Source organism: Rhizobium subbaraonis (assembly GCF_900220975.1).
GTDB classification, from domain to species: domain Bacteria; phylum Pseudomonadota; class Alphaproteobacteria; order Rhizobiales; family Rhizobiaceae; genus Mycoplana; species Mycoplana subbaraonis.
The window spans coordinates 149,863-175,147 of sequence record NZ_OBQD01000007.1 but is presented as its reverse complement, the minus strand read 5'-3'; the positions used below and the strand labels follow the sequence as shown (position 1 = coordinate 175,147).

21 protein-coding genes are annotated in these 25,285 nt (G+C 63.7%); 14 read left to right on the top strand and 7 right to left on the bottom strand.

All coding sequences use genetic code 11. The features are described 5' to 3' along the window. Positions 1-106: 106 nt before the first annotated feature. Together CRO48_RS12570 and CRO48_RS12565 are read right to left on the bottom strand one after the other, a co-directional pair. Positions 107-1,210, bottom strand: coding sequence for an ABC transporter substrate-binding protein (locus CRO48_RS12570; protein ID WP_407071923.1), 1,104 nt, complete (start codon positions 1,208-1,210; stop codon positions 107-109). A gap of 130 nt (positions 1,211-1,340) precedes the next feature. After that, a complete protein-coding gene (locus CRO48_RS12565; protein WP_097139728.1) occupies positions 1,341-2,198 on the bottom strand; it encodes a MurR/RpiR family transcriptional regulator in 858 nt (285 codons plus the stop codon). A 192-nt stretch (positions 2,199-2,390) separates the two neighbouring features. On the opposite strand from CRO48_RS12565, the gene CRO48_RS12560 reads away from it, so the two are divergent. The 9 genes from CRO48_RS12560 (at position 2,391) to CRO48_RS12520 (ending at position 12,700) form a co-directional block, all read left to right on the top strand. Continuing rightward, positions 2,391-3,158, top strand: coding sequence for an N-formylglutamate amidohydrolase (locus CRO48_RS12560; protein ID WP_097139964.1), 768 nt, complete (start codon positions 2,391-2,393; stop codon positions 3,156-3,158). Between the two features lie 196 nt (positions 3,159-3,354). Further along, complete coding sequence (locus CRO48_RS12555; protein WP_097139726.1) at positions 3,355-4,725, top strand: glutamine synthetase family protein; 1,371 nt, start codon at positions 3,355-3,357, stop codon at positions 4,723-4,725. Between the two features lie 187 nt (positions 4,726-4,912). Further along, the gene (locus tag CRO48_RS12550) at positions 4,913-6,298 is read left to right on the top strand and encodes an aldehyde dehydrogenase family protein (protein WP_097139724.1); all 1,386 of its coding nucleotides are present in this window, start codon (positions 4,913-4,915) and stop codon (positions 6,296-6,298) included. Then, complete coding sequence (locus tag CRO48_RS12545) at positions 6,295-7,440, top strand: iron-containing alcohol dehydrogenase (RefSeq protein ID WP_097139722.1); 1,146 nt, start codon at positions 6,295-6,297, stop codon at positions 7,438-7,440. The genes CRO48_RS12550 and CRO48_RS12545 overlap by 4 nt, the downstream gene beginning before the upstream one ends. A 227-nt stretch (positions 7,441-7,667) precedes the next feature. After that, the gene (locus tag CRO48_RS12540; RefSeq protein WP_097139721.1) at positions 7,668-8,393 is read left to right on the top strand and encodes a ParA family protein; all 726 of its coding nucleotides are present in this window, start codon (positions 7,668-7,670) and stop codon (positions 8,391-8,393) included. A 175-nt stretch (positions 8,394-8,568) separates the two neighbouring features. After that, positions 8,569-9,282 carry a ParA family protein gene (locus CRO48_RS12535; RefSeq protein ID WP_097139719.1) on the top strand — a complete coding sequence of 238 codons (714 nt, stop codon included), beginning with the start codon at positions 8,569-8,571 and terminating at the stop codon, positions 9,280-9,282. A 307-nt stretch (positions 9,283-9,589) separates the two neighbouring features. After that, positions 9,590-11,113, top strand: a complete 1,524-nt coding sequence (locus tag CRO48_RS12530; protein WP_176526740.1) for a globin-coupled sensor protein — start codon at positions 9,590-9,592, stop codon at positions 11,111-11,113. Between the two features lie 308 nt (positions 11,114-11,421). Beyond that, positions 11,422-12,255, top strand: a complete 834-nt coding sequence (locus CRO48_RS12525) for an AraC family transcriptional regulator (protein ID WP_245423502.1) — start codon at positions 11,422-11,424, stop codon at positions 12,253-12,255. Positions 12,256-12,328: 73 nt separating this feature from the next. Beyond that, on the top strand, positions 12,329-12,700 hold the full coding sequence (locus CRO48_RS12520; RefSeq protein WP_097139715.1) for a cupin domain-containing protein: 372 nt from the start codon (positions 12,329-12,331) through the stop codon (positions 12,698-12,700). Positions 12,701-12,736: 36 nt separating this feature from the next. On the opposite strand, the gene CRO48_RS12515 is transcribed toward CRO48_RS12520, so the two are convergent. Continuing rightward, positions 12,737-14,065, bottom strand: a complete 1,329-nt coding sequence (locus CRO48_RS12515) for a L,D-transpeptidase family protein (protein ID WP_176526750.1) — start codon at positions 14,063-14,065, stop codon at positions 12,737-12,739. Between the two features lie 377 nt (positions 14,066-14,442). Between CRO48_RS12515 and CRO48_RS12510 the strand changes: the two genes are divergently transcribed. Next, positions 14,443-15,297, top strand: a complete 855-nt coding sequence (locus CRO48_RS12510; RefSeq protein WP_176526739.1) for a DUF4432 family protein — start codon at positions 14,443-14,445, stop codon at positions 15,295-15,297. A gap of 73 nt (positions 15,298-15,370) precedes the next feature. Then, positions 15,371-15,709, top strand: coding sequence for a TIGR01244 family sulfur transferase (locus CRO48_RS12505; RefSeq protein ID WP_097139709.1), 339 nt, complete (start codon positions 15,371-15,373; stop codon positions 15,707-15,709). A gap of 125 nt (positions 15,710-15,834) precedes the next feature. On the opposite strand, the gene CRO48_RS12500 is transcribed toward CRO48_RS12505, so the two are convergent. The 4 genes from CRO48_RS12500 to CRO48_RS12485 form a co-directional block, all read right to left on the bottom strand. Continuing rightward, positions 15,835-17,532, bottom strand: coding sequence for a thiamine pyrophosphate-binding protein (locus CRO48_RS12500; RefSeq protein WP_097139960.1), 1,698 nt, complete (start codon positions 17,530-17,532; stop codon positions 15,835-15,837). A gap of 11 nt (positions 17,533-17,543) precedes the next feature. Next, positions 17,544-18,740 carry a CaiB/BaiF CoA transferase family protein gene (locus tag CRO48_RS12495; RefSeq protein WP_097139708.1) on the bottom strand — a complete coding sequence of 399 codons (1,197 nt, stop codon included), beginning with the start codon at positions 18,738-18,740 and terminating at the stop codon, positions 17,544-17,546. Positions 18,741-18,912: 172 nt separating this feature from the next. Next, positions 18,913-19,866, bottom strand: a complete 954-nt coding sequence (locus CRO48_RS12490; RefSeq protein ID WP_097139706.1) for a DMT family transporter — start codon at positions 19,864-19,866, stop codon at positions 18,913-18,915. 1 nt (position 19,867) lies between these two features. Continuing rightward, positions 19,868-20,821: an alpha/beta fold hydrolase gene (locus CRO48_RS12485; protein WP_097139704.1), complete on the bottom strand. Its 954-nt coding sequence runs from the start codon at positions 20,819-20,821 to the stop codon at positions 19,868-19,870. A 167-nt stretch (positions 20,822-20,988) separates the two neighbouring features. Between CRO48_RS12485 and CRO48_RS12480 the strand changes: the two genes are divergently transcribed. The 3 genes from CRO48_RS12480 to CRO48_RS12470 all read left to right on the top strand — a co-directional run bounded on the left by CRO48_RS12480 (position 20,989) and on the right by CRO48_RS12470 (position 25,284). Beyond that, complete coding sequence (locus CRO48_RS12480) at positions 20,989-21,768, top strand: ribonuclease T2 family protein (protein WP_245423501.1); 780 nt, start codon at positions 20,989-20,991, stop codon at positions 21,766-21,768. A 298-nt stretch (positions 21,769-22,066) separates the two neighbouring features. Then, a complete protein-coding gene (gene ettA / locus CRO48_RS12475; RefSeq protein WP_097139702.1) occupies positions 22,067-23,716 on the top strand; it encodes an energy-dependent translational throttle protein EttA in 1,650 nt (549 codons plus the stop codon). A 554-nt stretch (positions 23,717-24,270) separates the two neighbouring features. Next, on the top strand, positions 24,271-25,284 hold the full coding sequence (locus CRO48_RS12470) for an ArsR/SmtB family transcription factor (RefSeq protein WP_097139700.1): 1,014 nt from the start codon (positions 24,271-24,273) through the stop codon (positions 25,282-25,284). Position 25,285 lies beyond the last annotated feature (1 nt).

Below are 25,285 nucleotides of genomic sequence, written 5' to 3'. Positions count from 1 at the left end.
AAAGGAACGAATTTAGACGGAAATGCGGCGGACGCAATCGGCCCTCGACTGCGAAAATGGAATGCCCTCCCGCCGGTGAAGCGGGAGGGCATTCAGGCGAAATGCCTTACTGAACGTTTGCGCCGACGACGCTGTCCCACTTGCCGGTGATCACTTCCTTGCCGGCGGCCTGCTCTTCGAGCGTCGGGAAGACAGCCTTTTCATAGGCTGCTGCCGGCGGCAACCTGTCGAGCATTTCCTGCGGAACCTTGCCGTTCTTGACGAGGTCGTTGAAGCGGATCGGGTGGCAGTAGCCCTTCAGGTAGCCGAGCTGGCCTTCGTCAGAGTACAGGTATTCCATCCACAGCTTTGCTGCGTTCGGGTGCGGCGCATAGGCAGAGATCGCCTGCACATAAACGCCGGCGACGACGCCGGTTTCCGGAACGACGACTTCCAGCGGCGGGTTGCCGTTCAGCGTGTCGCGCCAGGAGAGGCCGTTGTAGTCCCAGGCGATCACGATCGGGGTCGAGCCCTGGGCGAGCGAGGCGGACTTGCCGATCACGGGTACGAAGTTGCCGGCCTTGTTGATTTCGGCAAAGAGGTTGAGACCTGCTTCGCCAGCCTTGGCAGCGTCGGTTTCGCCCTTGGCGAGGCCGGCCGCATAGACGGCCTGAACGGCCTGGTTGGAGCCACGCGGGTCGCCGGCGAGCGCGACCGAGTTCGCGTAGTCCGATTTCGTCAGGTCGGCCCAGTCCTTCGGTACGTCCTTGACGATATCGGTGTTCACGACGAAGGAGAGAACGCCGTAGTAGTCGCCGTACCAATGGCCGTCGGCATCCTTGGCGCTGTCGGGGATCGAATCCCAGGTTGCGACCTTGTAGGGCTGGATCAGGCCTTCGGCCTTGGACGACGGTCCGAAGGACAGGCCGACGTCGATCACGTCGGGAGCCTGGTCGCCGGTGTTGCCCTTGTTGGCCTTGATGGCCTCGATTTCATCGCCCGAGCTGGCGTCGGGGTTCAACTCGTTGACCTGGATCTCCGGGTACTTGGCCTTGAAGCCGGCAATGATGTCGCCGTAGCCGCACCAGCTGTGGGGCAGGGCGATCGTGGTCAACTTGCCTTCCTTCTTCGCGGCCTCGACCAGCTCGGCGCTCGGCTCGGCGGCGGCGACGGCGGTGGTGGCGACCAGGATCGCGGTGGAGAGCGATAGCAGGCGGCGGGTGCGTGACATCACGGGTGTTCTCCTTTGTGTGTGTCAGTCAGCTTCGGCGAAGCTGATACTGGTGCGGCATGAAGCTTATGTGACAGTATTTAAATGCTTTTCCCGATCGATGTGAAAATTGGTTAACGCTGCGGCAGGCTCATCCCGGTTTTCTAAAGAGACGGCTAGCGGCAACCAGTTCCTCCAGCGTTCGCATTCTTTCCTTGGTCTCGCTCCAGTTGGCGCTCTGCACGGCCTCGATCAGCGCCTCGACGACGAACAGCGTGACCACGGATGAGTCCCAGGCCGAAGGTGCCTCTATATGGATGCGGAAGACGTGGGCGGCGAGCTTTGCGATCGGCGAAGCCCATTGGTCCGTGAACAGGACGATCTCCACACCCCGTTCGCGCGCGATACGGGCGAAGGTCTCCATCTCGTGCTCGTAGCGGCGGATGTCGAAGATGACCACAACGTCGCCGGCCTTCATGTTCAGCACATATTGCGGCCACGCGCTCGGGATCGGCGAAAGCTGGGTGACGTTCGGCCGCACAACCTGCAGGTGAGTGAAGAGGTAGTCCGCCAGCGCCTTGGTGATGCGGCCGCCGACGATGTAGACGCTGCGCTTGCGATTGGCGATCAGCGCGGTGGCGCCGTCGAAATCGGCGAGATCGAGCTGTGACAGCGTCTGGCGCAGGTTGCCCATGATCGCATCGGCAAACCGGTTGAGAATATGGGTGCCAGGCGCGTTCGCCGCCCAGCGGTCGTGCTTGGAGATGGGGTTGGAGAGCGTCGCCTCCAGTTCCTGGTGCAGGTGCGACTGGAAATCGGGGAAGCCGCGATAGCCGAGCTTCTGCACCATGCGTGCGACGGTCGGCGTCGAGACACGGGCGTTCTCGGCCACGGTGGTAATGCTACCGAGGCCGGACACCGGATAGTTGTCCAGAAGCGATGTCGCCAGCTGCTTTTCGGCCCGCGTGAGCGTGTCGAAATGGGCGTTGATCACGTCGGACACCGTCATGGATGTCTGGTTCAACGTCACGATTTTCCCCTGCCTGCCGCTCTGTGTCGGCTTCCGTCAAAATTAAACATCGCTGTCACAATTGGTGTCAAACGTTTTTTTGAAGAGATCGTTTCCATCCCCGTTGACAACTTGGAGGACGTGAAGAATTCTCTTCACAAACAAGATTGGCCGATCGAGGGGACCGGCTGCATGGGAATATTATCAGCTCGGGAAGGCGACCCCGTCGCCGTCGAAAATGCCGAAGGCCGCAGCCGGTTCATCCTGGTCTGCGAGCATGCCTCCAGGCTGTTGCCTGAGCGGCTCGGCACGCTTGGCCTGTCCGCCGAGGCCCTGGAAAGCCATATCGCCTGGGATCCGGGCGCGCTCGCGGTCGCACGCATCATGTCTCGCAGTCTCGACGCAACGTTGATCCACCAGCGTTTTTCGCGTCTGGCCTATGATTGCAACAGGCCGCCGGAGGCGCCGGGCGCAATGCCCGAGCAGAGCGAGATCTATCCTGTGCCGGGCAATCAGGCCCTTAGCGACGCCGCTCGATTGGAGCGCGCCGAATCGCTATACTTCCCTTTCCGCGACCGCATCGCCGGCCTTGTCCGCGATCGCATCGCCGCAGGCAGGGCTCCGGTCCTCGTTACCGTTCACAGCTTCACGCCGGTCTATTTCGGCAAGCCGCGTCAGGTCGAGATCGGGATCCTGCACGACGAGGATGCAAGGCTGGCCGATCTGATGCTTGAAGCGGCCGGGCGCTCCGGGCTGTTTGCCACGCACCGCAACGAGCCCTACGGTCCGCAGGACGGCGTCACGCATACGCTGAAGGTACACGGGCTGGCGAACGGTCTGCTCAACGTGATGATCGAGGTCCGCAACGACCTCATTCAGGACGAAACCAGCCAGGGGGTCATGGCTGACTATCTGACGGGACTGCTGCTGGAAAGCATGGCCCGCGCATCAGTAAAATGACGAGGCCTCGGGGAGTGGCATGCCGCGGAGTGCCGCCCATGACGGTCATGGGCGACTGGTGTTGAGTTCCCGGCAATCCCGCAGAGAGGCCTGTCGGTGAGGTCTGAGTGGCATTTTCGAGCGGGGGCCGCGCGTCCGGCCCCCTTTTTACCGGTCGCCGGAGGGGCGACTGCAATCCGTTAACAGGGCTTAAATCATGAGCGCAGGCTATTCGCTGGAAGAACTGAAGAAGGATGTCGCCGAGGGCCGCATCGATACCGTGCTGGCATGCCAGGTCGATATGCAGGGACGGCTGATGGGCAAACGCTTCCATGCCCAGTACTTCGTGGACGGCGCTTATGAGGAAACGCACAGCTGCAACTACCTGCTTGCGACGGACATGGAGATGGAGACGGTGTCGGGCTATCGCTCGACGAGCTGGGCGGCCGGCTACGGCGACTACACGATGAAGCCGGACCTTTCGACGCTGCGCCGAATTCCCTGGCTGGAGGGGACGGCGCTGGTCCTCTGCGACGTGCTCGACCACCACACCCACAAGGAGGTGCCGCATTCGCCGCGGGCGATCCTGAAGAAGCAGGTTAAGCGGCTGGAGGCGATGGGGCTGAAGGCGTTCATGGCGAGCGAGCTGGAATTCTTCCTCTTCGACCAGACCTATGACGACGCTCGCGAGAGCGGCTACCGCGACCTGCGGCTCGTCAGCGGCTACAACGAGGACTACCACATCTTCCAGACGACCAAGGAAGAGGACGTGATGCGGGCGATCCGCAACGGCCTGCAGGGGGCGGGAATTCCGGTCGAGAACTCCAAGGGCGAGGCCTCGGCCGGGCAGGAGGAGATCAACGTGCGCTATGCCGATGCGCTCTCCATGGCCGACCGGCACGCGATCATCAAGAACGGGTGCAAGGAGATAGCCTGGCAGCGCGGCAAGGCGATCACCTTCCTCGCCAAGTGGCACTATGCCGCTGCCGGCTCGTCCTCCCACATCCACCAGTCGCTCTGGAGCCTCGACGGCAAGACCTCCAAATTCCACGATCCCGAAGCCAAGTACGGCATGTCGGAGATGATGCGCAGCTATGTCGCCGGTCTCCTCAACCATGCCAGCGAGATCACCTACTTCCTTGCCCCCTACATCAATTCCTACAAGCGCTTCATGGCCGGAACGTTCGCGCCCACCAAGGCTGTCTGGAGCAAAGACAACCGCACGGCCGGCTACCGGCTCTGCGGCGAGAACACGAAGGCAATCCGCATCGAATGCCGTGTCGGCGGCTCCGACCTCAATCCCTATCTCGCCATGGCAGCCCTGCTCGCCGCAGGGATCGCCGGCATCGAGGGCAATCTGGAACTGGAGGCGCCGTTCGTCGGCGATGCCTATGGCGGCCAGGGCATTCGCGAGATCCCCAAGACCCTGCGCGAGGCGACCGAATTCATGACGACGTCGAAAATGCTGCGCGAGGCCTTCGGCGAGGAGGTCATCGACCACTATACGCGCGCTGCGGAATGGGAGCAGGAGGAATACGACCGCCGTGTGACGGATTGGGAAGTGGCGCGCGGCTTCGAGAGAGCGTAATAACGGCGCGGGATTTGCCCCTCACCCTCACTCTTTCTCGCAGAACGCGGGGGAACGGGCATCGATCCGGAAAACGCGGTGGCATATTTCCTTCTCCCCGCTTGCGGGAGAAGGTGGCCGTCAGACCGGATGAGGGGCAGCCGGTGCGTCAAAACAGAATTCCGACAGAACCAACAGGAAATCGATCATGACCGTGATCAAGTGCATATCTCCCATCGACGGCTCGGTTTACGCCGAGCGCGAAGCGCTGCCGCTGGACAAGGCGAAGGATGTCGTCGCCCGTGCGCGCAGGGCGCAGAAGGCCTGGGCCCGCCGGCCGCTGGAAGACCGCGTGCAACTGGTGCTGAAGGGCGTCGCCCGGCTGAACGAGATGGCCGACGAGATCGTTCCGGAACTCGCCTGGCAGATGGGCCGTCCGGTACGCTACGGCGGCGAATTCAAGGGTTTCAACGAGCGCTCCAACTATGTCGCCGAAATCGCTCATTCCTCGCTGGCGCCGATCGTCATCGAAAACAGCGACCGCTTCGAGCGACGCATCGAGCGCGAACCGCATGGCGTGGTCTTCGTCATCGCGCCCTGGAACTATCCCTACATGACTGCGATCAACACGATCGCGCCGGCGCTGATGGCCGGCAATACGGTGATCATCAAGCATGCCGCGCAGACGCTGCTCGTCGGCGAGCGGATGGTGCGGGCGTTCGTAGAGGCCGGCGTGCCGGAGGACGTGTTCCAGAACGTCTTCCTCGACCATGACACCACCTCGGCGCTGATCGCCGCCAACAGTTTCGACTTCATCAATTTCACCGGCTCGGTGGAGGGCGGGCGGGCGATCGAGCGCGCCGCTGCCGGCACGTTCACGCCTATCGGTCTCGAACTCGGCGGCAAGGATCCGGGCTATGTGATGGAGGATGCGGATCTGGACGCCGCCGTCGACACGCTGATGGACGGCGCCACCTACAATTCCGGCCAGTGCTGCTGCGGTATCGAGCGGGTCTACGTCAACGAGAAGCTGTACGACGCGTTCGTCGAGAAATCGGTCGCCTGGGTCTCCAACTACAAGCTCGGCAATCCTTTGGACAAGGAAACCACGCTTGGTCCGATGGCGAACAAGCGCTTTGCGGCGACGGTTCGGGCGCAGATCGCCGACGCGGTGTCGCGCGGTGCGAAGGCCCTTGTCGACCCGAAGCTGTTTCCGGCCGACGATGGCGGCGCCTATATCGCCCCGCAGGTCCTCGTCGATGTCGACCATTCGATGGAATTCATGAAGGAAGAGACCTTCGGGCCAGCCGTCGGCATCATGAAAGTGAAGAACGACGAGGAAGCGCTCAAGCTGATGAACGACTGCAAGTACGGGCTGACTGTCTCGCTCTGGACGCAGGACGCCGAGCGTGCCGCGCGCCTTGGCGGGGAGCTGGAGACCGGCACCGTGTTCATGAACCGCGCCGATTATCTCGATCCGGCGCTGTGCTGGACCGGCGTGAAGGAGACAGGCCGCGGCGGCTCGCTCTCCGTCATCGGCTTCCACAATCTCACCCGCCCGAAATCCTATCACCTCAGGAAAGCACTCGCATGACCATCACTGCCAACTGGAGCTATCCGACCGCCATCAAATTTGGCGCGGGGCGCATCAAGGAACTTGCCGACCACTGCAAGGCAGTCGGGATGAAGAAGCCACTGCTGATCACCGACCGCGGTCTGGCGCCGATGGCGATCACGCAGAATGCTCTCGACATTCTCGACGCCGCCGGCCTCGGCCGGGCGATTTTCGCCGACGTCGATCCGAACCCGAACGACAAGAATCTCGAAGCGGGCGTCAAGGCGTTCCGCGACGGCGGCCATGACGGCGTCGTCGCCTTCGGCGGCGGCTCGGGCCTCGATCTCGGCAAGGCGGTGGCCTTCATGGTGGGGCAGACGCGGCCCGTCTGGGACTTCGAGGATATCGGCGACTGGTGGACGCGTGCCTCCGTCGAGGGCATCGCCCCGATCATTGCCGTGCCGACGACGGCGGGCACCGGCTCCGAGGTCGGGCGCGCCTCAGTCATCACCAATTCCGAGACCCACACTAAGAAGGTGATCTTCCATCCGAAGTTCCTGCCAGCAGTGACGATCTGCGATCCGGAGCTGACGGTCGGAATGCCCAAGGTGATCACGGCGGGCACCGGCATGGACGCCTTCGCCCATTGCCTGGAGGCCTACTCCTCGCCGTTCTATCACCCCATGAGCCAGGGCATCGCCCTGGAAGGCCTGCGGCTGGTGAAGGAATATCTCCCACGGGCCTATGCGGACGGCAGCGACATCGAGGCGCGCGCCAACATGATGTCGGCAGCGGCAATGGGGGCGGTCGCCTTCCAGAAGGGGCTCGGCGCGATCCACTCGCTGTCGCATCCCGTGGGTGCCATCTACAATACCCATCACGGCATGACCAATGCGGTGGTGATGCCGCCGGTGCTGCGCTTCAACCGGCCGGCAATCGAAGACAGGATCGCCGCTGCTGCCGCCTATCTCGGTATTTCCGGCGGCTTCGACGGGTTCTACGACTATGTCCTGCAACTGCGTGCCGAGCTCGGCGTTCCCGACAAACTGTCTGCGCTTGGCGTCGGCACCGACCGCATCGACGAAATGGCCGCGATGGCGATCGTCGATCCGACGGCAGGCGGCAATCCGGTCGAGCTGACGCTCGATGCCGCGAAGAAGCTCTTCGCAGAGTGCATCTGAACCGAAAGGCGAGCGACAAGACGAGGACCCGGTGCGCGTGCGCCGGGTCCTTGCATTTCGGATCTCCCAGCGGCCCGTGACGACGGCCTTGGCGATGCGCGGCCTCGGGATGGGCCGCGCCGGCACTAATCTGCGGCCTCTTTACCACTCGTTAGGAACGTTGGGGCAGCCTTCTACGGGGTAGGGCATGCGACCAGGCGCAGGGTCGTGCCAATGTTGGAAGGCCGATGGCGGTCATAGCTGTAGCAAATGCAAAGGGTGGTTCGGGCAAGACGACGGCGGCAGTGTTGCTGGCAACGGAACTTGCGCGATCAGGGTCGGACGTCGTCATCATAGATTGCGATCCGCTGCGGCTTGCTGCCAACTGGGCGGACAAATGCGGCGACGGGCGCATCCTCGCGATTACGGACGCCACGCCCTCAACCCTGCCGGAGTATCTCAGGCGGCTGCACAGGCCCGGCTGCGACGTGATCGTGGACCTGTCGGGCGCGCGCGACGTGCTGCTGGCCCTGACGCTCGGGCTTTGCGACCTCGTTCTCGTGCCGGTGCAGGGCAGCGCGATGGACGCGGCGGGTGCCATGCAGGTGATCGAGCTTATCCAGTATATCGAGGCCAATGCGCGCGGCCGGATCAACCGTGCCGTCGTGCTTTCGCGCGTCAATCCGCTGGTGACGACGCGGTCGTTGCGGAAAGTGCGCGACCTGCTGCTGCTGCGGGGCATGGCGATGATCGAAACGCCGATCACGGAGCGCGGGGCCTATCGCGAGATGTTCGAGCATCCCGGCACGCTCTACACGCTGAATGAAGCGCGGGGGCGCAGTTTCGACAAGGCCATGGTCAACATGCAGGCCTTCGTCCGCGACGTGATGGCGCGCGTCGAACTCGGTGGTCGTGAAGCCGCCGGCCCCTTCGCCCGGATGTGCTACCAGCACGCTGCCGGCGGCCGCGGCTGACCTGAGTGATCTCGATCTCCGAATGCGGCATTTCGGCAGCCTATGCAGATCCGGCGTACCCTCCGTTTGCAAATCGTTAACCATGTTCTGAAAGATTGGTTAACAGGGCGCCATCCCGCTTCGCGCCTTCTACAGAGCGATGAGGGGCTCGTGCCGCCTATATGAGGAATTCGAAATGCCGGTAATCACATTCGCCAACGCAAAGGGTGGAGCGGGCAAGACAACAGCAGCATTGATCCTTGCCACCGAACTGGCGGCCCAAGGCTACCGCGTCACCATTCTGGATGCCGATCCGCAACGCTGGATCACCAGCTGGTACGAAGTCTCAGGCGTGCAACGCAACCTCACCGTCATTTCCGAGGTCTCGATGGGGTCGCTGCAGTCGCACATCCGCGAGAACCGCGATAATACCGACTACTTCATCGTCGACCTGGCGGGCACCCGCGATGCGCTGGTCGCGACTGCGATCGGCCTTTCGGACCATGTGATGATCCCGATCCAGGGCTGTGCGATGGATGCGCGTGGCGGCGCGCAGATCCTGGAGCTGCTGCAGCAGCTGGATCAGCGTGCGGGCGTGCGGATCGACCATTCCGTCGTGCTGACCAGAATGAGCACCGTCGTCACCACGCGTGCCATGGTCGCCATCAAGCAACTGCTTGCCGAGCGCGGCGTGGCCGTCCTTGATACGCCGATCGCCGAGCGGGTCGCGTTTCGTGAGATCTTCGACTGTGGAGGCACGCTGCGATCGATGGATCCGCAGCGCGTTTCCAACCTCGACAAGGCGCGCGAGAATGCGCGGCTCTTCGCCGAGGAAGTCCTGCGCCACGTTCCGGTGCGGCGCTCCCCCGGAACGCGCAGTTCCGTCCGGCACAACGTCCGCGCCGCCTGACGGCGACACATCGCCCGTCTCTTCTTCAACGCCTTCGTCGCCATGGGTGACGGAGGCGTTCGTGCGGATGCGCATGAAAATGGAGGCTGCGACCAAATGCGCGCGCCGGAGCGCGGAATGAACGGATTTGCTAAAGGAAGAATTTACCATCGCGGGCGTACTAAGATGGACGACTGCCACTTTTCAGACAGACTCGTTTCCCCTGTCGAAGCGCCATGAATCGCGCGAATGACACCGACCCGGAAGGGCGGTGTTTCCGGAAAAAATGGGCAATCGATCGCAAAGCCCCCAAAGCACGGAAAATCCCATGAGCGCAGCCGCCTCCTCCACCGGCAACAATGCCGACCTCGCGCGTCGTCTCGAATACCTTGCCCTCGATGCGAAGGCCCTGAGGGACCTGCGCTCGCTCAAGCCCTTCCTGGAGCGCGAACTCGCGCCCGCGCTCGACCGATTCTACGCCGTGGTCCGCAAGAGCCCGGAGGTCAGCCACCTGTTCTCCAACGACGCGCACATAAATCATGCGAAGAACGCGCAACTCGGTCACTGGGGCAATATCTGGAACGCGGATTTCAATGCGGGATACGCTGCCAAGGTTCTGTCGATCGGAAAGATCCACGCCCGCATCGGTCTGGAGCCGCGCTGGTACATCGGCGGATATGCGTTGATCGTCGAGCACCTTCTGACGGTTGCTCTCAGGGAGATGTGGCCGAAGTCCGGCCTCTTCACGCGCTCGGAAACCAGCGCCGCAGAAGCCGCCGCGCGCCTGTCCGCGCTGATCAAGGCCGTATTCCTCGACATGGATCTCTCCATCTCGGTCTACATGGACGCCTCTGATGTCTCCAAGCAGCAGGCGGTGCAGGAAAAGACGGTGGCCGAGGAGCGGCGGATCGTCGGCGACAGCTTTGGGGCTGCCTTGAAGCGCATTGCGGATGGCGATCTGACGGCGCGCATCGAGGGCGGCCTGCCGGAAGCCTACGAGTCCCTTCGCAGCGACTTCAACCACGCCATCTCCGCGCTCTCTGCCGCCATCAGCGGCATCAATGCCGGCGCGGGATCGATCAACGTCAGCGTCCGCGAGATCGCGGCCGCGTCCGACGATCTGGCCAAGCGCACCGAGCGGCAGGCGGCCAATCTCGAGGAAACGGCCGCCGCGGTCGAGGAAGTCACGACGACGGTGCGCCAGACCGCACAGAGCGCCAACGAGGCCAACACGCTCGTCGTCGCCGCACGCGGCAACGCCGAACGCAGCGGCGAGGTCGTCGAGCAGGCGATCTCCGCCATGCAGGAGATCCAGCAATCGTCGGCCAGCATCGCGAACATCATCGAAGTCATCGACGAAATCGCCTTCCAGACCAATCTTTTGGCGCTGAATGCAGGCATCGAGGCGGCGCGCGCCGGAGAGGCGGGCCGCGGTTTTGCGGTCGTCGCATCCGAGGTGCGGGCGCTGGCGCAGCGCTGCGCCGATGCCGCCAAGGACATTCAGGACCTGATCGCCAAGTCGCACGGGCAGGTCGAAGACGGCGTGCGCTCGGTCAACGAAGTCGCCCAGTCGCTGCGCCAGATCGTCACCCAGGTGGTGGAGGTCAGCTCGGTCTTCTCGGCGATCCGCGCCAGCACCGCCGAGCAGGCAACCGGCCTGCAGGCCGTGAACCAGGCGATCAACGCAATGGACCAGATTACCCAGCAGAACGCTTCGATGGTGGAGCAGGCCAATGCGGCCAGCCAGGCGCTGACGCAGGAGGCCGCCTCGATCGCAACCCAGCTCAGCGCCTTCCGCACCAGCGGCCAGGCGGTCGCAGCCCCCTCCAACGGCTACGTCCGCGCCGCCTGACGAGGTTGGAAGACGGCGCCAGGCGCGCCGTCTTTCCTCGAGGATGGAGACTGCGGAAACCAACAGGCCGGCCTCGATGGCCCGGCCCAACTGAGATGTCGATTCCAGCCGATATCGATGTCGCGTTTCGTGCCACCACGGGTGTCTTGCGTGGTTCTCTCGCCGAGTACCTCTTCGTGGAGCATTCCTGCACACCTGCCTGTCGCAGAATTGCCAAATTTGCGGCGTTGCAAGCTTCAGTCGCAAAGCCGTCGCTTGGGTGGGTGTTGTTCCGGCGCCGATAGAGGAATAGTCGCGTGGATGCGGGAGTGGGCGCAGTCGAGGACTTGTCGGCCAGTGTCACCGGTGGCTGGATAAATCTTGCCTCCGGCATGGACGGGTGCGAACGCATCGAGGCGTTTTTCTCCGGCCAAGCCTATGAGCCGCATCGTCATGATACCTATGCAATCGGCCGCACGATTTCCGGCGTCCAGCGGTTTCATTACAGGGGACAGGTCAGTGACGGCTTTCCCGGCAACGCGATAGTTCTGCACCCTGACGAGCCGCACGACGGACAGGCTGGAACCGAGGACGGATTTCACTACCGGATGATCTATCTGGACCCGGCGCTTGTACAAAAAGCTCTCGGCGGGTGCAGGTCGCTTCCGTTTGTTCCCGGAGGCGTGTCGGACGATCCACGGCTACTGAAGGCAATAGACGACATTGTCGCCCATATGTCCGAGCCGATGGAAGCGCTTCAATATGACGATGCGGTCTTTGATCTTGCTCGTGCCCTGGAAGCAGCCGGATCGTCCGCTGGCGTGCGACGCATCGCACCGTCGGACTATCGGGCTGCGGATACGGCTCGCCAGTATATCCGAGACGTCGCAGGAGAAGGCGTTTCCCTGGCGGAACTCGAACGGGTTACGGGGCAAGACAGATGGAAGCTGTCGCGCGACTTCAGGGCACTCTTCGGCACCAGTCCCTACCGTCACCTGATCCTGCGTCGGCTTGAACGGGCCAGGGCCGCAATCATCGCAGGACAGCCGCTTGTCCAGGCTGCCCTGAATGCAGGATTTGCCGATCAGGCGCACTTTACGAGACATTTCCGAAACGCCTTCGGCATTACGCCCGCCCGCTGGAGAACGCTGGTCCAGGGGTGAGCGCTGCACGATCGTTCAAGATTGGCGTGGCGAAGATTTCTAGTTTTGCCCATTCGACAATGGAGCGGACAGAATGACAAACACACGCCAAGCCATCAATTTTTCGGAAAAGCTCGCGAAGATTACCGATCTCTGGCAGCCGCGCGTTATCGCGGAAATGAACGACTACCAGTTCAAGGTCGTGCGTATCGAGGGCGATTTCATCTGGCATGACCATGTCGATACGGATGAAACATTCATCGTGCTGCGCGGGCAGCTGCGGATTGATTTCCGCGATGGCGCGGTTTCGATAGGCCCCGGCGAAATGTTCGTTTTGCCCAAGGGCGTCGAACATAAGCCTTTCGCCGAGAAGGAAGTTTACCTCCTGCTCATCGAGCCGCGCGGCGTTCTCAACACCGGGCATGCCGGTGGAGATCGCACGGCGCAAAATGACATCTGGGTTTGAGCCGGTCTTCCGCGCTTCTTGCGATCTCCGTGACCGTCAGTCAACGAATTCGACGGTCACGCCCTTCGAGGTCATCTTGGCAAGTTCGGTCGCATCCCAGTTGGTGAGGCGGATGCAGCCGTGGCTTTGCGTCTTGCCGATCTTGGAAGGCTCCGGGGTGCCGTGGATGCCATAGGTCGGCTTCGACAGCGCGATCCAGACCGTGCCGACCGGACCGTTGGGGCCGGGCTGCAGCGTCAGGACCTTGTCGTTGGCGCCCTGCTGGAAATTGATCTTCGGATTGTAGGTGTAGTTCGGGTTGAGGGCGATGCGCTCCACCGTCACCGTGCCGGACGGCGAGGGCGTGTCGGCCGAACCGATGCTGGCGGGATAGGCCGCAATGAGCGTGCCGGCCTCGTCATAGGCAAGCACCTGCTTGCGGCCCTTGTCGGCCAGGATCTTTGCGACCTTGCCCTTCTTCGGCTCGCCGACGTTGATCACCTTGACGATGGTGCCCGGGATGGAGAAGTCCACGCCGGGGTTCATCTCCTTCAGATATGACTCGTCCATGTGGAAGCGCTCGGCGAGCATTTCCGTGGTGGAGGTGAAGGAGAGGGCGGGGAGTGCCGCCTTGTGCGCATAGTCTTCCGGGATGGAAGCGACGTAGGGGCCGGCGGCATCCGCGGCGGTGATCTCATAGGTGATGAAGGGCAAGCCGCCGTTCAGGCGCAGCCGTTCGACGATCGCCTCGGTGTCGTTGGGATCGAGCGTTTCGCCGGTCGCAGCCTGCCAGGCTTCGATGGCCTTGGTGACGTTCGAGCCTTTCTTGCCGTCGATGACGCCGGGCGAGAAGCCTTCGCGATCCAGAAACACCTGGAGTGCTGTCACCTCGGCCGACGACTTCTTGCCGATCGGCGTGGCGGTCGGAAAGCGCGGGCCGGGAACGAAGTCCGACTGCCCGTCGAAGGGGGCTTCCGGCAGGGAGGCCATGTCGTTGCCGCCGTCCTGCGGGTACTCGGCCTGCGGATAGGCCTCGCCCGGCATGGGTTCGGGCAAGGTCGAGCGATCGACGGCACCAGGCATGCGGTCCCGATAGTCGGGTACGGATCCGGTCGTCAGCTCGTCGCCGAAATCGTCGTTGCCGGGCGCGGGTGGAAAATAGTCTGGCGAGGTTTCCGGAAAGCCTTCAACCTGTCGGTAGCGGTCACGGCGGAAATCGCGCCGCTCGCCGCGCGCGAAATAGCGCTCGGCCGGCATCGCGGTCGCGACGATGTTGCCCCAGGCGTCGATATAGACACGCCGCCCCTGGCCGTCATGCGCGACGCGGACGCTACCGTCGGCGGGAATGTAGTCGAGCAGGTCGCCTTCCGGCGTGACGAGAACCATGCGTTCGCGGCGTTCCCCGTAAACGCTCTGGGCTCTGGCGGGTACGGCGGCGAGGACCGCTACGAGCGTAAGCAGAGAAATGCTTGTTTTCAAAACGGAATTCACGGAATCAACCTGTCGTCAGCGCTAATTTCGGGGACGTCGCACTCAATTTCGACCTTAATATGGAAAAAGTGAAATGACGGTTAACGGACTGCTAACATTTGCATCGCCCGTGCCGCCGGCCCGTCCTTGTCACTCACAATCACCCTGTACGGGAGGCATAACGCGTCGCTGCTCAGCGGAGTTCCCAACGACGCCTGTACCCGGGCGAAAGCGGTATCGGTTTCGCCCGGGGTGGGCTAGCATCGCAGCAAATGACGATTCCGGGAGCAGACATGACCCTCGCCCTGACCGCCGAAAACGGCGTGCACAGTTTCGATATCGCGCTCGATCCCAAGTCGGCCCTGGATCTGAGGGAGGCAATCTTCCGCGGCGTCAACCTGGCGCCGGGGGCCGCCATTCCCTCGGATGGCGACCCGCGGATAGACAGGGCGCTGCCGGGCTTCATGTTCACCTGCGGTCCCGATCATATCCGTCATCCGGAGCCGGTGGAGGGGGCAGCCGACGGGCGGTGCTATCCCTTGCATGGTTCGCTATCCTCGCATCCGGCCAAGGATATCCTGTTCGAGGAGGATGAGGGCGAGGTCGTGTGTACGGCGATTGTTCCGGTCGCGCTTGCAAATGGCGAGACGGCCGAGTTGAAACGCCTGTGGAGAGCCGATCGCAAGACCGGCCACATCACGCTCGACGACAAGGTGACAAATACCGGCGATCGCGGCTGGCCTCCCGTTGCGATGTACCACGTCAATTTCAACACCCGGCTGTTCGACGATGGAACCCGGCTGACCGGCGCCATGCTCGAGGGCGGCACTCTGCCTTGGCGGTTCGGCGAGGGCGACATGCGGATCTTCTGCGTTGCCGCGGCGCAGAGCGCGCAGCATGGATGGGCGGAGGTTGCGATCGGCCCGATCGCGGCACTTGGCGGGCGCAGCCTGCATCTGCGCTTCCGCGTCGATACGCTGCCCTACCTGCAGGTCTGGCGTAACCAGTCTCCCGGCTGCCACGTGATGGGGCTGGAGCCGGTGTCGCACCGGCTGGCGGGCCGGGCGGAGCTGATCGCGTCCGGAGAAATGAAGGATTTTGCGTCCGGAGAGACGGTCGACTACGGTCTTTCCTTCGAGCTGCGCTGAAGCGGGCGCAATTGACGTCCGGCGCCGGCGAGCCTACATCGGTGGCCAGCAGAACTGAGGAAGGGCACGCATCATGGAGATTCGCGCGGTCAACGACGAATATTCGGTCTCCGGGCAGATCAGCGTCGAGGATCTGGACGAGATCAAGGCGATGGGGTTCAAGTCGATCGTGTGCCACCGGCCCGACCATGAAAGCCCCGACCAGCCGGAATTTTCAGCGATCGCGTCGCGCGCGGCCGAACTGGGCCTCGATATTCGCCACATCCCGGTCGGCCCAATGGGCGTGACGGCGGATGCCGTCCGCGACATGGTCGACGCGCTGGACGAGTTGCCGCGGCCCATGCTGGGCTATTGCCGTTCCGGCGCACGTTCCACCAACATCTACGGCCAGACGCAGCACCTGCGCGGCTGACGTCGTCAGACGCAGGAACGGCCGGCGCGTTGCCTGCGTATCCAGCCGAGGCGGCATTGCTTCGGCGCCGGATCATGCAGTGATCGCGGGACCATAGGCAACTCCGGGGACGGGGTTGCTCTGGACTAGCGGCCGTCCTTGATCTGTGAAAGCGTGCGTGCGGGCGTGATCGCTTCCGGATCGAGCTTCACCTCGATGATGGACGGCTTGCCGCTTTCACGCGCGCGCAGGAATGCGGGAGCGAACTCGTCCGTCTTCGTCACCACCTCGCCATGACCGCCATAGGAGACCGCCATGGCTGCGAAATCCGGGTTGGTGAGGTCGGTGGCGCTGACGCGTCCCGGATACTCGCGCTCCTGATGCATGCGGATCGTGCCGTAGATGCCGTTGTTGACGACGATCGTGATGATCGGCAGGCGGTAGCGGACGGCAGTGGCGAATTCCTGCCCGTGCATCAGGAAGCAGCCGTCGCCGGCAAAGCAGATCACCTCGCGTTCCGGAAACAACTGCTTGGCTGCGACCGCAGCGGGCAGACCGTAGCCCATGGAGCCGGACGTGGGGGCAGCCTGCGTCGCATAACGACGGAAGCGGTGGAACCGGTGCAGCCAGGTGGCGTAGTTGCCGGCGCCGTTGGTGAAGATCGCGTCCTCGGGCACGTTCTCTTCGATCCAGGCCATGATCGGTCCCATGTGGACCTCGCCCGGTCCGCTTGCGGGTGGCGTCGACCAGTTGAGATAGGCCGCATGCATGGCCGTGGTCCGCTCCGCCCAGCGGGGCGGTGACGGCGGTGCCAGGTCCGCGAGCGCATCGACGAATTCCTTCGGCCCGGCGCAGATCGCAAGCTCCGGTCGATAGATGCGGCCGAGCTCGGAAGGATCGGGATGGACATGGACCAACGTCTGCGACGGGTAGGGGCTCTCCAACAGCGTGTAGTTGGAGGACGGCATCTCGGAGTATCGCCCGCCAAGAAGCAGCACGAGATCGGCATCGCGGATCTCCCTGCCGAGGGCCGGGTTGATGCCGATGCCGGAATCGCCCGCGTAATTCGGGTGCAGATGGTCGAACAGCATCTGCCGGCGGAAGGAGCAGGCGACGGGTAGCGACCAGCGCTCGGCAAAGGCGGAAAAACCGGCGACGCTCTTTTCGTCCCAGCGGCTGCCGCCGAGAATAACGACGGGGCGTTCTGCCTTCTCCAGCAGGGCTTTCAGCCGGGCGATCTGGCGCGGGCCGGGATGCGCCTCGACCGGGGTGAAGGGGAGCGCTGCGGGCGCATGCACCGTCTCCGTCAGCATGTCCTCCGGCAGCGCCAGGACGACGGGACCGGGCCTGCCGGAGGTTGCGACCGCAAAGGCGCGCGTGACGAATTCCGGAATGCGCCGGGCGTCGTCGATCTCGGCCACCCATTTGGCGACCTCGGTGAAGGCGCGGCGGTATTCGATCTCCTGGAACGCCTCGCGCTCGCGAGCCTCGCGCTGGACCTGGCCGATGAACAGGATCATCGGCACCGAGTCCTGCCTGGCGATGTGCAGGCCGGCGGAGGCATTGGTGGCGCCGGGCCCGCGGGTGACCATGCAGATGCCGGGTTCGCCGGTCAGCCTGCCCCAGCAGTCCGCCATCATGGCAGCCCCACCTTCCTGGCGGCACACAACGACGTCGATGTCGGTGTCGTGCAGCGCGTCGAGAACGGCGAGATAGCTTTCGCCGGGCACGCAGGACAGCCGCCTGACGCCATTGGCGACAAGTGCATCGACAATGAGCTGCCCGCCCGTCCTGGGCGTGGTATGGCCGGAAGCCTGAGGCGAACCATGCGTCACGTTATGCATCACCGGCGCGCTCATGCAGACTTCCTTTTTTCTTCGATGGCTTCAAGTTCGGCCAGGATCTCGCTCGAATGTTCGCCGAGCCGGGGGCTTGGTCGGTCGTAGGACAGCGGCGTTTCCGAGAAGATGATCGGGGTGCGCACGCCGGGGATGCTGTTGCCGTCACGGTCGGCGAGATCGAGCCGCATGCCGCGCGCCTTGATCTGCGGGTCGTCGAAGGTTTCGGCGATCGAGTTGATCGGACCGGCCGGGACGCCGTTGCGTTCGCAGGCGGAGAGCAGGTCCGACTTGGTCCAGTTACGGCTCTGCTCCAGGATCAGCGGGCGAAGGTCAGCCCGATGCTTGACGCGCGACTTGTTGGTCGAGAAGCGCTCGTCGGCCGGCAGGTCGTTCCGGCCGAGGATCGCGCAGAAGCGCTGAAACTGCCCGTCGTTTCCGACCGCAAGGATGATGTGGCCGTCGGCCGTCTCGATCACCTCGTAGGGGGTGATGTTGGGGTGGGCGTTGCCGAGCCGGGTGGGGGCGATGCCGGAGACGAGGTAGTTCATGTTCTGGTTCGCCATGACGGCGGACTGCACATCGAGCAGGGCCATGTCGATCTGCTGGCCACGGCCGGTGCGCATGGCGTGGATCAGGGCTGCCTGAATGGCGGCCACCGAATAGATGCCGGTAAAGATGTCGGCAATGGCGACGCCGGCCTTCATCGGCTCGCCATCCGGCGCACCGGTGACCGACATGAAGCCGGACATTCCCTGGACGATATAGTCATAGCCCGCCCGGGCGGCATACGGCCCGTCCTGTCCGAAACCGGTGATCGAGCAATAGACGAGCCGAGGATTCACGGCGGCAAGGCTCTTGTAGTCGAGCCCGTATTTCTCAAGGCCGCCGACCTTGAAATTCTCGATGACAACGTCGGCGGTGCGAATGAGCCGGCGGGCGACCTCCAGGTCTTCCGCCGAGCGGAAATCCAAAGCGATGGCGCGCTTGTTGCGGTTGGTCGAATGGTAATAGGCGGAGGAAAGGTTCTCGCCGTCTTTTCCCGTGACGAAGGGTGGGCCCCAGGCACGGGTGTCGTCGCCGCCGTCCGGATTTTCGACCTTGATCACGTCGGCGCCGAGATCGGCCAGCATCTGGCCCGCCCAGGGGCCTGCGAGCACGCGCGCAAGTTCGATGACACGGATGCCGGAGAGCGGCAGGGTCTTCACTTCCATGGGTATCCTCCTCGCCGGCGCCGGAGGGACCTTTTCGGCTTCTTGTTGCCGGCACGGGCGTTCTGGATACCAAAGTTGGCCGGCCGGCGATAGCGTCAAGGCCGCATGACTTGATGAGTGGCCGGACTAACCGCCTGGCATTTCTCAATTCTCGCCGGCCAACTGCCGCTCGTCAGACAATCGGCAGCGGTGGCGGCTGCATCGCCCGCCTGCGCAGCCTGTGCTCCCGCCAGATCACATAGAGGCCGGAGCCGATGATGATGCCGATGCCGAGCCATTTGAGCGCATCGGGCAGGTCGCCGAAGACCCACCAGCCGAGCACCGTCGCCGAAACGATTTCGAGGTATTGCAGCGGAGCCAGAACCGAGGCCGGCGCATGGCGGTAGGCATAGGCGCCGAAGATGCCGGAGATCGTTGCGGCGATGCCGGCACCGACGATGTAGATCACGGTATCGCCCTGCGGCATTACGGCGGTGAACATCGGCCAGCCGAAATGGCCGCCCGCCGCGAGCGCGATCACAGTAAAGCCTGCGCCCCACAGGCCGGTGTGCAATTGCATCGACCATGGGTCCTCGCTCTGTGCGGCCATACGGGTGATCAGGAGGAATATGGCCAGACAGAATGCCGAGACGATCGGCAGCAGCGCCACCGGGCCGACCTCCTGCAGGCTCGGCTGAATGACGAGCAGGGCACCCATGAAGCCGACCGCGCAGGCCGTGTAGCGGCGCCAGCCGATGGTCTCCTTGAGGAAGATCGCGCCGAGGATCGTCAGGATGATCGGCTCGACGAAGAAGATCGCCAGCGCATCGGCAAGCTCCATCACCGAAAGCGCCGTGACAAAGCTGATCATGACGATCGCCGTCATCAGGCCGCGCACGGCATGCAGCGCCACCTTCTTGCGCGTCAGGTCGAACAGCGAGCCGCGCCAGAGCACGATCGGCAGCAGCGTCAGCGTCTGGAACACGAAGCGGCACAGCGTGATGACCGTTGCCGGCACGTCTGCCACAGCAAGCTTGGAGAATATGTCGATGACCGGGGCGATCAGCACCGAAACCACCATCAGCGAAAGGCCGAGCCCGACCTCGTTGCGGACGGCTGCTCGGGGGGAGGCGGCGTGCGTGCTCATGTCAGTCACCGGGATGTTTTCGGGTTGCCGCCACCTTCAGGCACCAGCGGACGAAATCCTCAAGGGGCTTTTCGCGCAGATCCAGCCGCTCGTTCAGCGTTTCGTGGCGAAGACCGCGATAGACCACCGACGTCACCTCGGCAAGGCCCGCCTTCTTCATGCGGGCCGCCAGCCAGGATGTCGCCCGGGCGAAGTCCGTGGCCGGATCCTCGTCGCCGCCGGCGATATGGATGGGCAGCGAGCGCGGCAGCCTGGCAAGGCGCGCGCGGTCGGCGCCGGAATAGGCGAGGCGAAAGATGTCGAGCCACAGCGACACGCTGGCATCGAAGCCGCAGAGCGGATCGGCCAGGTAGAGCTCGACCTGCTTTGGATCGTGCGAGAGCCAGTCGAACTCCGTGCGGTGATCCGGTACGGCCTTGCCCCAAGCCGCGAAGGTGAGACGCGGCAGCAGTTGGCTTGGCACATCCGAGCCCTTCAGCATGCGCTCGACCAGCAGCAGCATCTGGGCGGCGCGGCCGGAAAGTCCCGGTCGGTGATTGGCATTCCAGAAGGCGAGGGCGTCGATCTTTTCGGGATAGGCCTCGGCAAAGGCGAGCGCGAGCAAGCCGCCCATCGAGTGGCCGAACTGGATGACCGGCAGGCCGGGGTGCAGGGCTGCCGCTGCCTCGCGCACAGCGAGCATGTCGAGCAGCGCCACGTCGTGCCCGTCCCGAGCGGCGAAGCGGCCGAGCGGCGCATCCGGGGCGGTCGTGGCGCCGTGGCCGCGATGGTCGTGGGCGTAGACATGAAATCCGCTGGCGGCGAGGTGTTGCGCGAACGGGCCATAGCGGCCGGCGTGCTCCGCCAGGCCGTGGCTGATCAGGACGATGCCCTTTTCCCCGGTGCTGCTTCCGCCATGGCGCAGCGCAAGCGTGGCGCCGGTGGGGCTCTGCAGAGCGCGCATCTCGGAAAACATGTGCGGAGGGGCCTTTGACGGTTGGGGTGCGGCGATCATCAAAAGGATTTCGTCGGCAATTGCAATTGCGCCTGTCCGGCGTCCGGCCGGTGCTGCAAATTTATGGTTGCATAATTCGCCTTTTTGTTGATTAATGTTTATGTTTTGTTCTATTTCCGGAGCGTATCATGATGATACCCGGATTTGCATGGCTCGGAACTGCCGTGTGCGGCTTTTCGGGCCGCGTGCTTGCCTCTTTTGTTTTCTCCCTCGCGATCACGGCATCCGGGCCGGCGCTTTCCGCGCCGTTGCCCGTCGAAGCGCCTGAAGGCGCCACCCGCCACGTGCTGGCCCTCAGTTGGCAACCGGGCTACTGCATGGTCCGGCCAAACGCTGCGGAATGCGAGAAGGCTGGCGGGCAGGGGCTCGCGCCACGCCTCGGCCTGCATGGCCTCTGGCAGGTGAAGAAAAGCTACTGCGGCATCGACGCGGAACTGAAAAAGCGTGACCGGTCGCGAAACTGGGACGATCTGCCCAAGCTCGCCCTTTCTGACGGCACACAGGCGCGGCTTGCGGCGGCGATGCCCGGTGTCGCTACCGGCCTCGACCGGCATCAATGGTTGATGCACGGAACCTGCCATGCGGCAACGGCCGAGGACTATTTTTCGCGCGCCCTGGACATGCTGGAAGTCGTCAACCGCTCGGCGGTCGGGGCTTTCTTCACGAGCAGGTCAGGCAAGATCGTGACGATTTCCGAGGTCGGCGAAGCCTTCAACGGTGCTTTCGGCGCAGGGGCCGGCGACCGGGTGCGGCTGCGCTGCCGCAGTGTGGACGGCAAGGAGATCGTCACCGGCGTAACGATCGGGCTGGCGGCTGTCGAAGGCGAGCTTTCGGGGCTGGTCCTGAAGGCAGCACCGACGAAGCAGGATTGCAAGGCCGGGCTTCTTGCTGCCGCAGGTGGCCAGTAGGGAGCCCTGGCCAATGGGGGCGATTGCGTGGCGCCCGGGGAGGGAAGGTCTGGGAAACTGTGGAGTGCACAACGGCCGTGGTGCAAGGGGGGACGCATCAGGCTTTGGGGGGAATGGAGCCTGAGGCTCCGCGACGCTCACCGGCAACGCGGGCTGCCGGATGCCAGGATCACCGCGCTGCTTACGCCGAAGACGTTCTTGCGACAATTCACCGGCGCGGGCTGCGGCCGCATTGCCGCTGCGGACGAATTCGCCTACATAGCGGGCAAAATTCCTTACGATGCGGAGCATACGCGTTATGGCACGTCAGTTCATCTATCACATGGCCGGGCTCAACAAGGCCTACGGCAACAAGAAGATCCTGGAGAACATCCACCTTTCCTTCTATCCGGACGCCAAGATCGGCATTCTCGGCCCTAACGGCGCCGGTAAGTCGACGGTGCTGAAGATCATGGCGGGTCTCGACAAGGAGTGGACGGGCGAGGCCTGGCTCGCCGACGGCGCGACGCTCGGCTACCTGCCGCAGGAGCCGCAGCTCGATGCGTCGAAGACCGTGATGGAGAACGTCATGGAAGGCGTCGCCGACAAGAAGGCGATCCTCGACCGCTACAACGAACTGATGATGAACTATTCGGACGAGACGGCCGAAGAGGGTTCCAAGCTGCAGGACATCATCGACAGCCAGAACCTCTGGGACCTGGAAAGCCAGGTCGAGATGGCGATGGACGCGCTGCGCTGCCCGCCCGGCGACTCTTCGGTGGAAAAGCTGTCCGGCGGCGAAAAGCGCCGCGTGGCGCTCTGCCAGCTGCTGCTGCGCCAGCCCGACCTGCTGCTGCTCGACGAACCGACCAACCACCTCGACGCCGAGACGATCGCCTGGCTGGAAAAGCATCTGCGCGAATATCCGGGCGCCATCCTGATGGTCACCCACGACCGCTACTTCCTTGACAACGTCACCGGCTGGATTCTCGAGCTCGACCGCGGCCGCGGCATTCCCTACGAGGGCAACTACTCCGCCTACCTCAATGCCAAGGCCAAGCGCATGGCGCAGGAAGATCGAGAAGAGGGCGCCCGCCAGAAGGCCCTGTCGCGTGAACAGGAGTGGATCGCGTCCTCGCCCAAGGCCCGCCAGGCCAAGTCGAAGGCCCGTATCCGCGCCTATGACGAACTGGTGGCAGCCGCCGAAAACCGCCGCCCCGGCGAGGCGCAGATCATCATTCCCGTCGGCGAGCGCCTCGGACAGGTGGTCATCGAGGCCGAAAACCTGACCAAGTCCTATGGCGACCGGGTACTGTTCGAAAACCTCACCTTCAAGCTTCCGCCCGGCGGCATCGTCGGCGTCATCGGCCCGAACGGCGCGGGCAAGTCGACCCTGTTCAAGCTGATCACCGGGCAGGAGAAGCCGGATTCCGGCGAGATCCGCATCGGCGAGACCGTCGACCTCGGCTATGTCGACCAGAGCCGCGACCATCTCGACGGCAGCAAGACCGTCTGGGAGGAAATCTCCGGCGGCAACGACGTCCTGAAGCTCGGCAAGTTCGAGATGAACTCCCGCGCCTATTGCGGCGCCTTCAACTTCAAGGGTGGCGACCAGCAGCAGAAGGTAGGCAACCTCTCGGGCGGCCAGCGCAACCGCGTGCATCTTGCCAAGATGCTGAAGAGCGGCGGCAACGTCATCCTGCTCGACGAGCCGACCAACGACCTCGACACCGAGACGCTCGGCGCGCTCGAGGATGCGCTCGAGAACTTTGCCGGCTGCGCCGTCATCATCAGCCACGACCGCATGTTCCTCGACCGCCTCGCCACGCATATTCTTTCCTTCGAAGGCGATAGCCATGTCGAATGGTTCGAAGGCAACTTCGAGGACTACGAGCAGGACAAGATCCGCCGCCTTGGTCCCGATTCCGTCAATCCGAAGCGCGTCACCTACAAGCGCCTGACGCGCTAAGGACGCTTTGCGGTTCGGCATTTCCGGGCGCAGTCGCGATGCGGCTGCGCCCGCTGCGTTTACAATCTCCGCAATCGCCGCGGCTTGACGCGCTTTCGGCTGTATCTGGCGCGTCCGGTTCTGAGTTCGGGCACCTCGAATTACAAAGCCGCAGCCTACGTTTGCCTGACATACATGAATTCCCCGTGCTGGCTTCGGATGTGTTCGGCACCGGCAGAGGGCTCCTGGCGAGGGGCCGCCAGTCCCGCGGTCTCATCAGTTGCGTGTCATCGCTTCGGGGTCGGTGGTTGCAGCCTGCGAAGAGTGCGGTTGTTTCGCCCCCGCTTAAGAGGCCAGCGATTGGTTGCGGCTGGCGTCAGCCGTGATCGGCTGCGCGCATGGTGGCGCCGTTCGAACCCGGCGAAAGGCGTAAACGCCCGCGAAGTCCCGCCTGCGTGATCTCCTTTCCGCTGCCCGGCAGGACCTATCTTCAGGTTCCGTCCGATTACGGCTTGCACTCGTTCATTTCGTGACATAAAGATATGTTTATGTCTTGATGGTGCGCAGGTGGTCGCGTGGCGAAGCTCGGATTGGACGACATTGTAGAAGTTTTGAAGACGGCTGGCGAATCGACGCGCCTGCGTCTCCTAGCGCTGCTGTCACGCGGCGACCTGACGGTGACCGACCTGACCGACATTCTCGGACAGTCCCAGCCGCGCATTTCGCGCCATCTCAAGCTTTTGGCCGAGGCCGCCCTGATCGAGCGGTACCAGGAGGGCGCCTGGGCCTATTTCAGGCTGACGCATGAGGGGGAGGCTGTCGCGCTGGCCCGGCTTCTGCTCGAGCGCATCGACGCGGCCGATCCCGTCTTTGCCCGCGATGCCGAGCGCCTGGCGGTGCTGAAGAAGGCGCGGGCGGAAAAGGCGCAGGCCTATTTCAGCCGCAACGCTTCGGAGTGGGACGAATTGCGCCGCCTGCATGTCAGCGAGGCCGACGTCGAGGCAGCACTCCTGAAGCTCATCGGCGACGGCCCGGTCGACGCCTTCCTCGATCTCGGGACCGGCACCGGCCGTATCCTTCAGCTGTTCGAGGGGCTCTATCGCCGCGGCGTCGGCGTCGATGCCAGCCGTGACATGCTGGCCGTTGCCCGCGCCAATCTCGATCGCGCCGGCATCACCAAGGCGTCCATCCGTCACGGCGACATTTTCAACCTGCCGCTCGAGCGCGACGAATTCGATGTGGTGACCATTCACCAGGTGCTGCATTTCCTCGACGATCCGGCGGCCGCCATCGCCGAGGCCGCACGGATGCTGCGTCCGTCCGGGCGCCTGGTGATCATCGACCTCGCTCCGCATGCGCTGGAACATCTTCGCGACGACCATGCCCACCTGCGCCTCGGCTTTTCGCATCAGGTGATGGGCGAGTGGCTGGAGCAAGCCGGTCTTGCAGTCGAGCAGGCCGTCGACCTGACGCCCGCCGGCGGCGGAGACGATGCGCTGACGGTCACGATCTGGCTGGCGCGCGACCAGAGATCCGCAGACGCCGCCCAGGACGCCGAACCCCTTATCGCCATCGGCCGGAGGAATTGAA

Excerpts from the sequence above, each read along its gene's own strand:
- CRO48_RS12565 (WP_097139728.1), bottom strand. The coding sequence starts at position 2,198 with ATGACGGTGTCCGACGTGATCAACGCCCATTTCGACACGCTCACGCGG.
- CRO48_RS12520 (WP_097139715.1), top strand. The coding sequence starts at position 12,329 with ATGACAAACACACGCCAAGCCATCAATTTTTCGGAAAAGCTCGCGAAG.
- CRO48_RS12505 (WP_097139709.1), top strand. The coding sequence starts at position 15,371 with ATGGAGATTCGCGCGGTCAACGACGAATATTCGGTCTCCGGGCAGATC.
- CRO48_RS12495 (WP_097139708.1), bottom strand. The coding sequence starts at position 18,740 with ATGGAAGTGAAGACCCTGCCGCTCTCCGGCATCCGTGTCATCGAACTT.
- CRO48_RS12490 (WP_097139706.1), bottom strand. The coding sequence starts at position 19,866 with ATGAGCACGCACGCCGCCTCCCCCCGAGCAGCCGTCCGCAACGAGGTC.
- CRO48_RS12535 (WP_097139719.1), top strand. The coding sequence starts at position 8,569 with ATGCCGGTAATCACATTCGCCAACGCAAAGGGTGGAGCGGGCAAGACA.
- CRO48_RS12500 (WP_097139960.1), bottom strand. The coding sequence starts at position 17,532 with ATGCATAACGTGACGCATGGTTCGCCTCAGGCTTCCGGCCATACCACG.
- CRO48_RS12485 (WP_097139704.1), bottom strand. The coding sequence starts at position 20,821 with ATGTTTTCCGAGATGCGCGCTCTGCAGAGCCCCACCGGCGCCACGCTT.
- ettA (WP_097139702.1), top strand. The coding sequence starts at position 22,067 with ATGGCACGTCAGTTCATCTATCACATGGCCGGGCTCAACAAGGCCTAC.
- CRO48_RS12540 (WP_097139721.1), top strand. The coding sequence starts at position 7,668 with ATGGCGGTCATAGCTGTAGCAAATGCAAAGGGTGGTTCGGGCAAGACG.
- CRO48_RS12480 (WP_245423501.1), top strand. The coding sequence starts at position 20,989 with ATGATGATACCCGGATTTGCATGGCTCGGAACTGCCGTGTGCGGCTTT.
- CRO48_RS12510 (WP_176526739.1), top strand. The coding sequence starts at position 14,443 with ATGACCCTCGCCCTGACCGCCGAAAACGGCGTGCACAGTTTCGATATC.
- CRO48_RS12515 (WP_176526750.1), bottom strand. The coding sequence starts at position 14,065 with ATGGTTCTCGTCACGCCGGAAGGCGACCTGCTCGACTACATTCCCGCC.
- CRO48_RS12550 (WP_097139724.1), top strand. The coding sequence starts at position 4,913 with ATGACCGTGATCAAGTGCATATCTCCCATCGACGGCTCGGTTTACGCC.
- CRO48_RS12560 (WP_097139964.1), top strand. The coding sequence starts at position 2,391 with ATGGGAATATTATCAGCTCGGGAAGGCGACCCCGTCGCCGTCGAAAAT.
- CRO48_RS12545 (WP_097139722.1), top strand. The coding sequence starts at position 6,295 with ATGACCATCACTGCCAACTGGAGCTATCCGACCGCCATCAAATTTGGC.
- CRO48_RS12530 (WP_176526740.1), top strand. The coding sequence starts at position 9,590 with ATGAGCGCAGCCGCCTCCTCCACCGGCAACAATGCCGACCTCGCGCGT.
- CRO48_RS12555 (WP_097139726.1), top strand. The coding sequence starts at position 3,355 with ATGAGCGCAGGCTATTCGCTGGAAGAACTGAAGAAGGATGTCGCCGAG.
- CRO48_RS12570 (WP_407071923.1), bottom strand. The coding sequence starts at position 1,210 with ATGTCACGCACCCGCCGCCTGCTATCGCTCTCCACCGCGATCCTGGTC.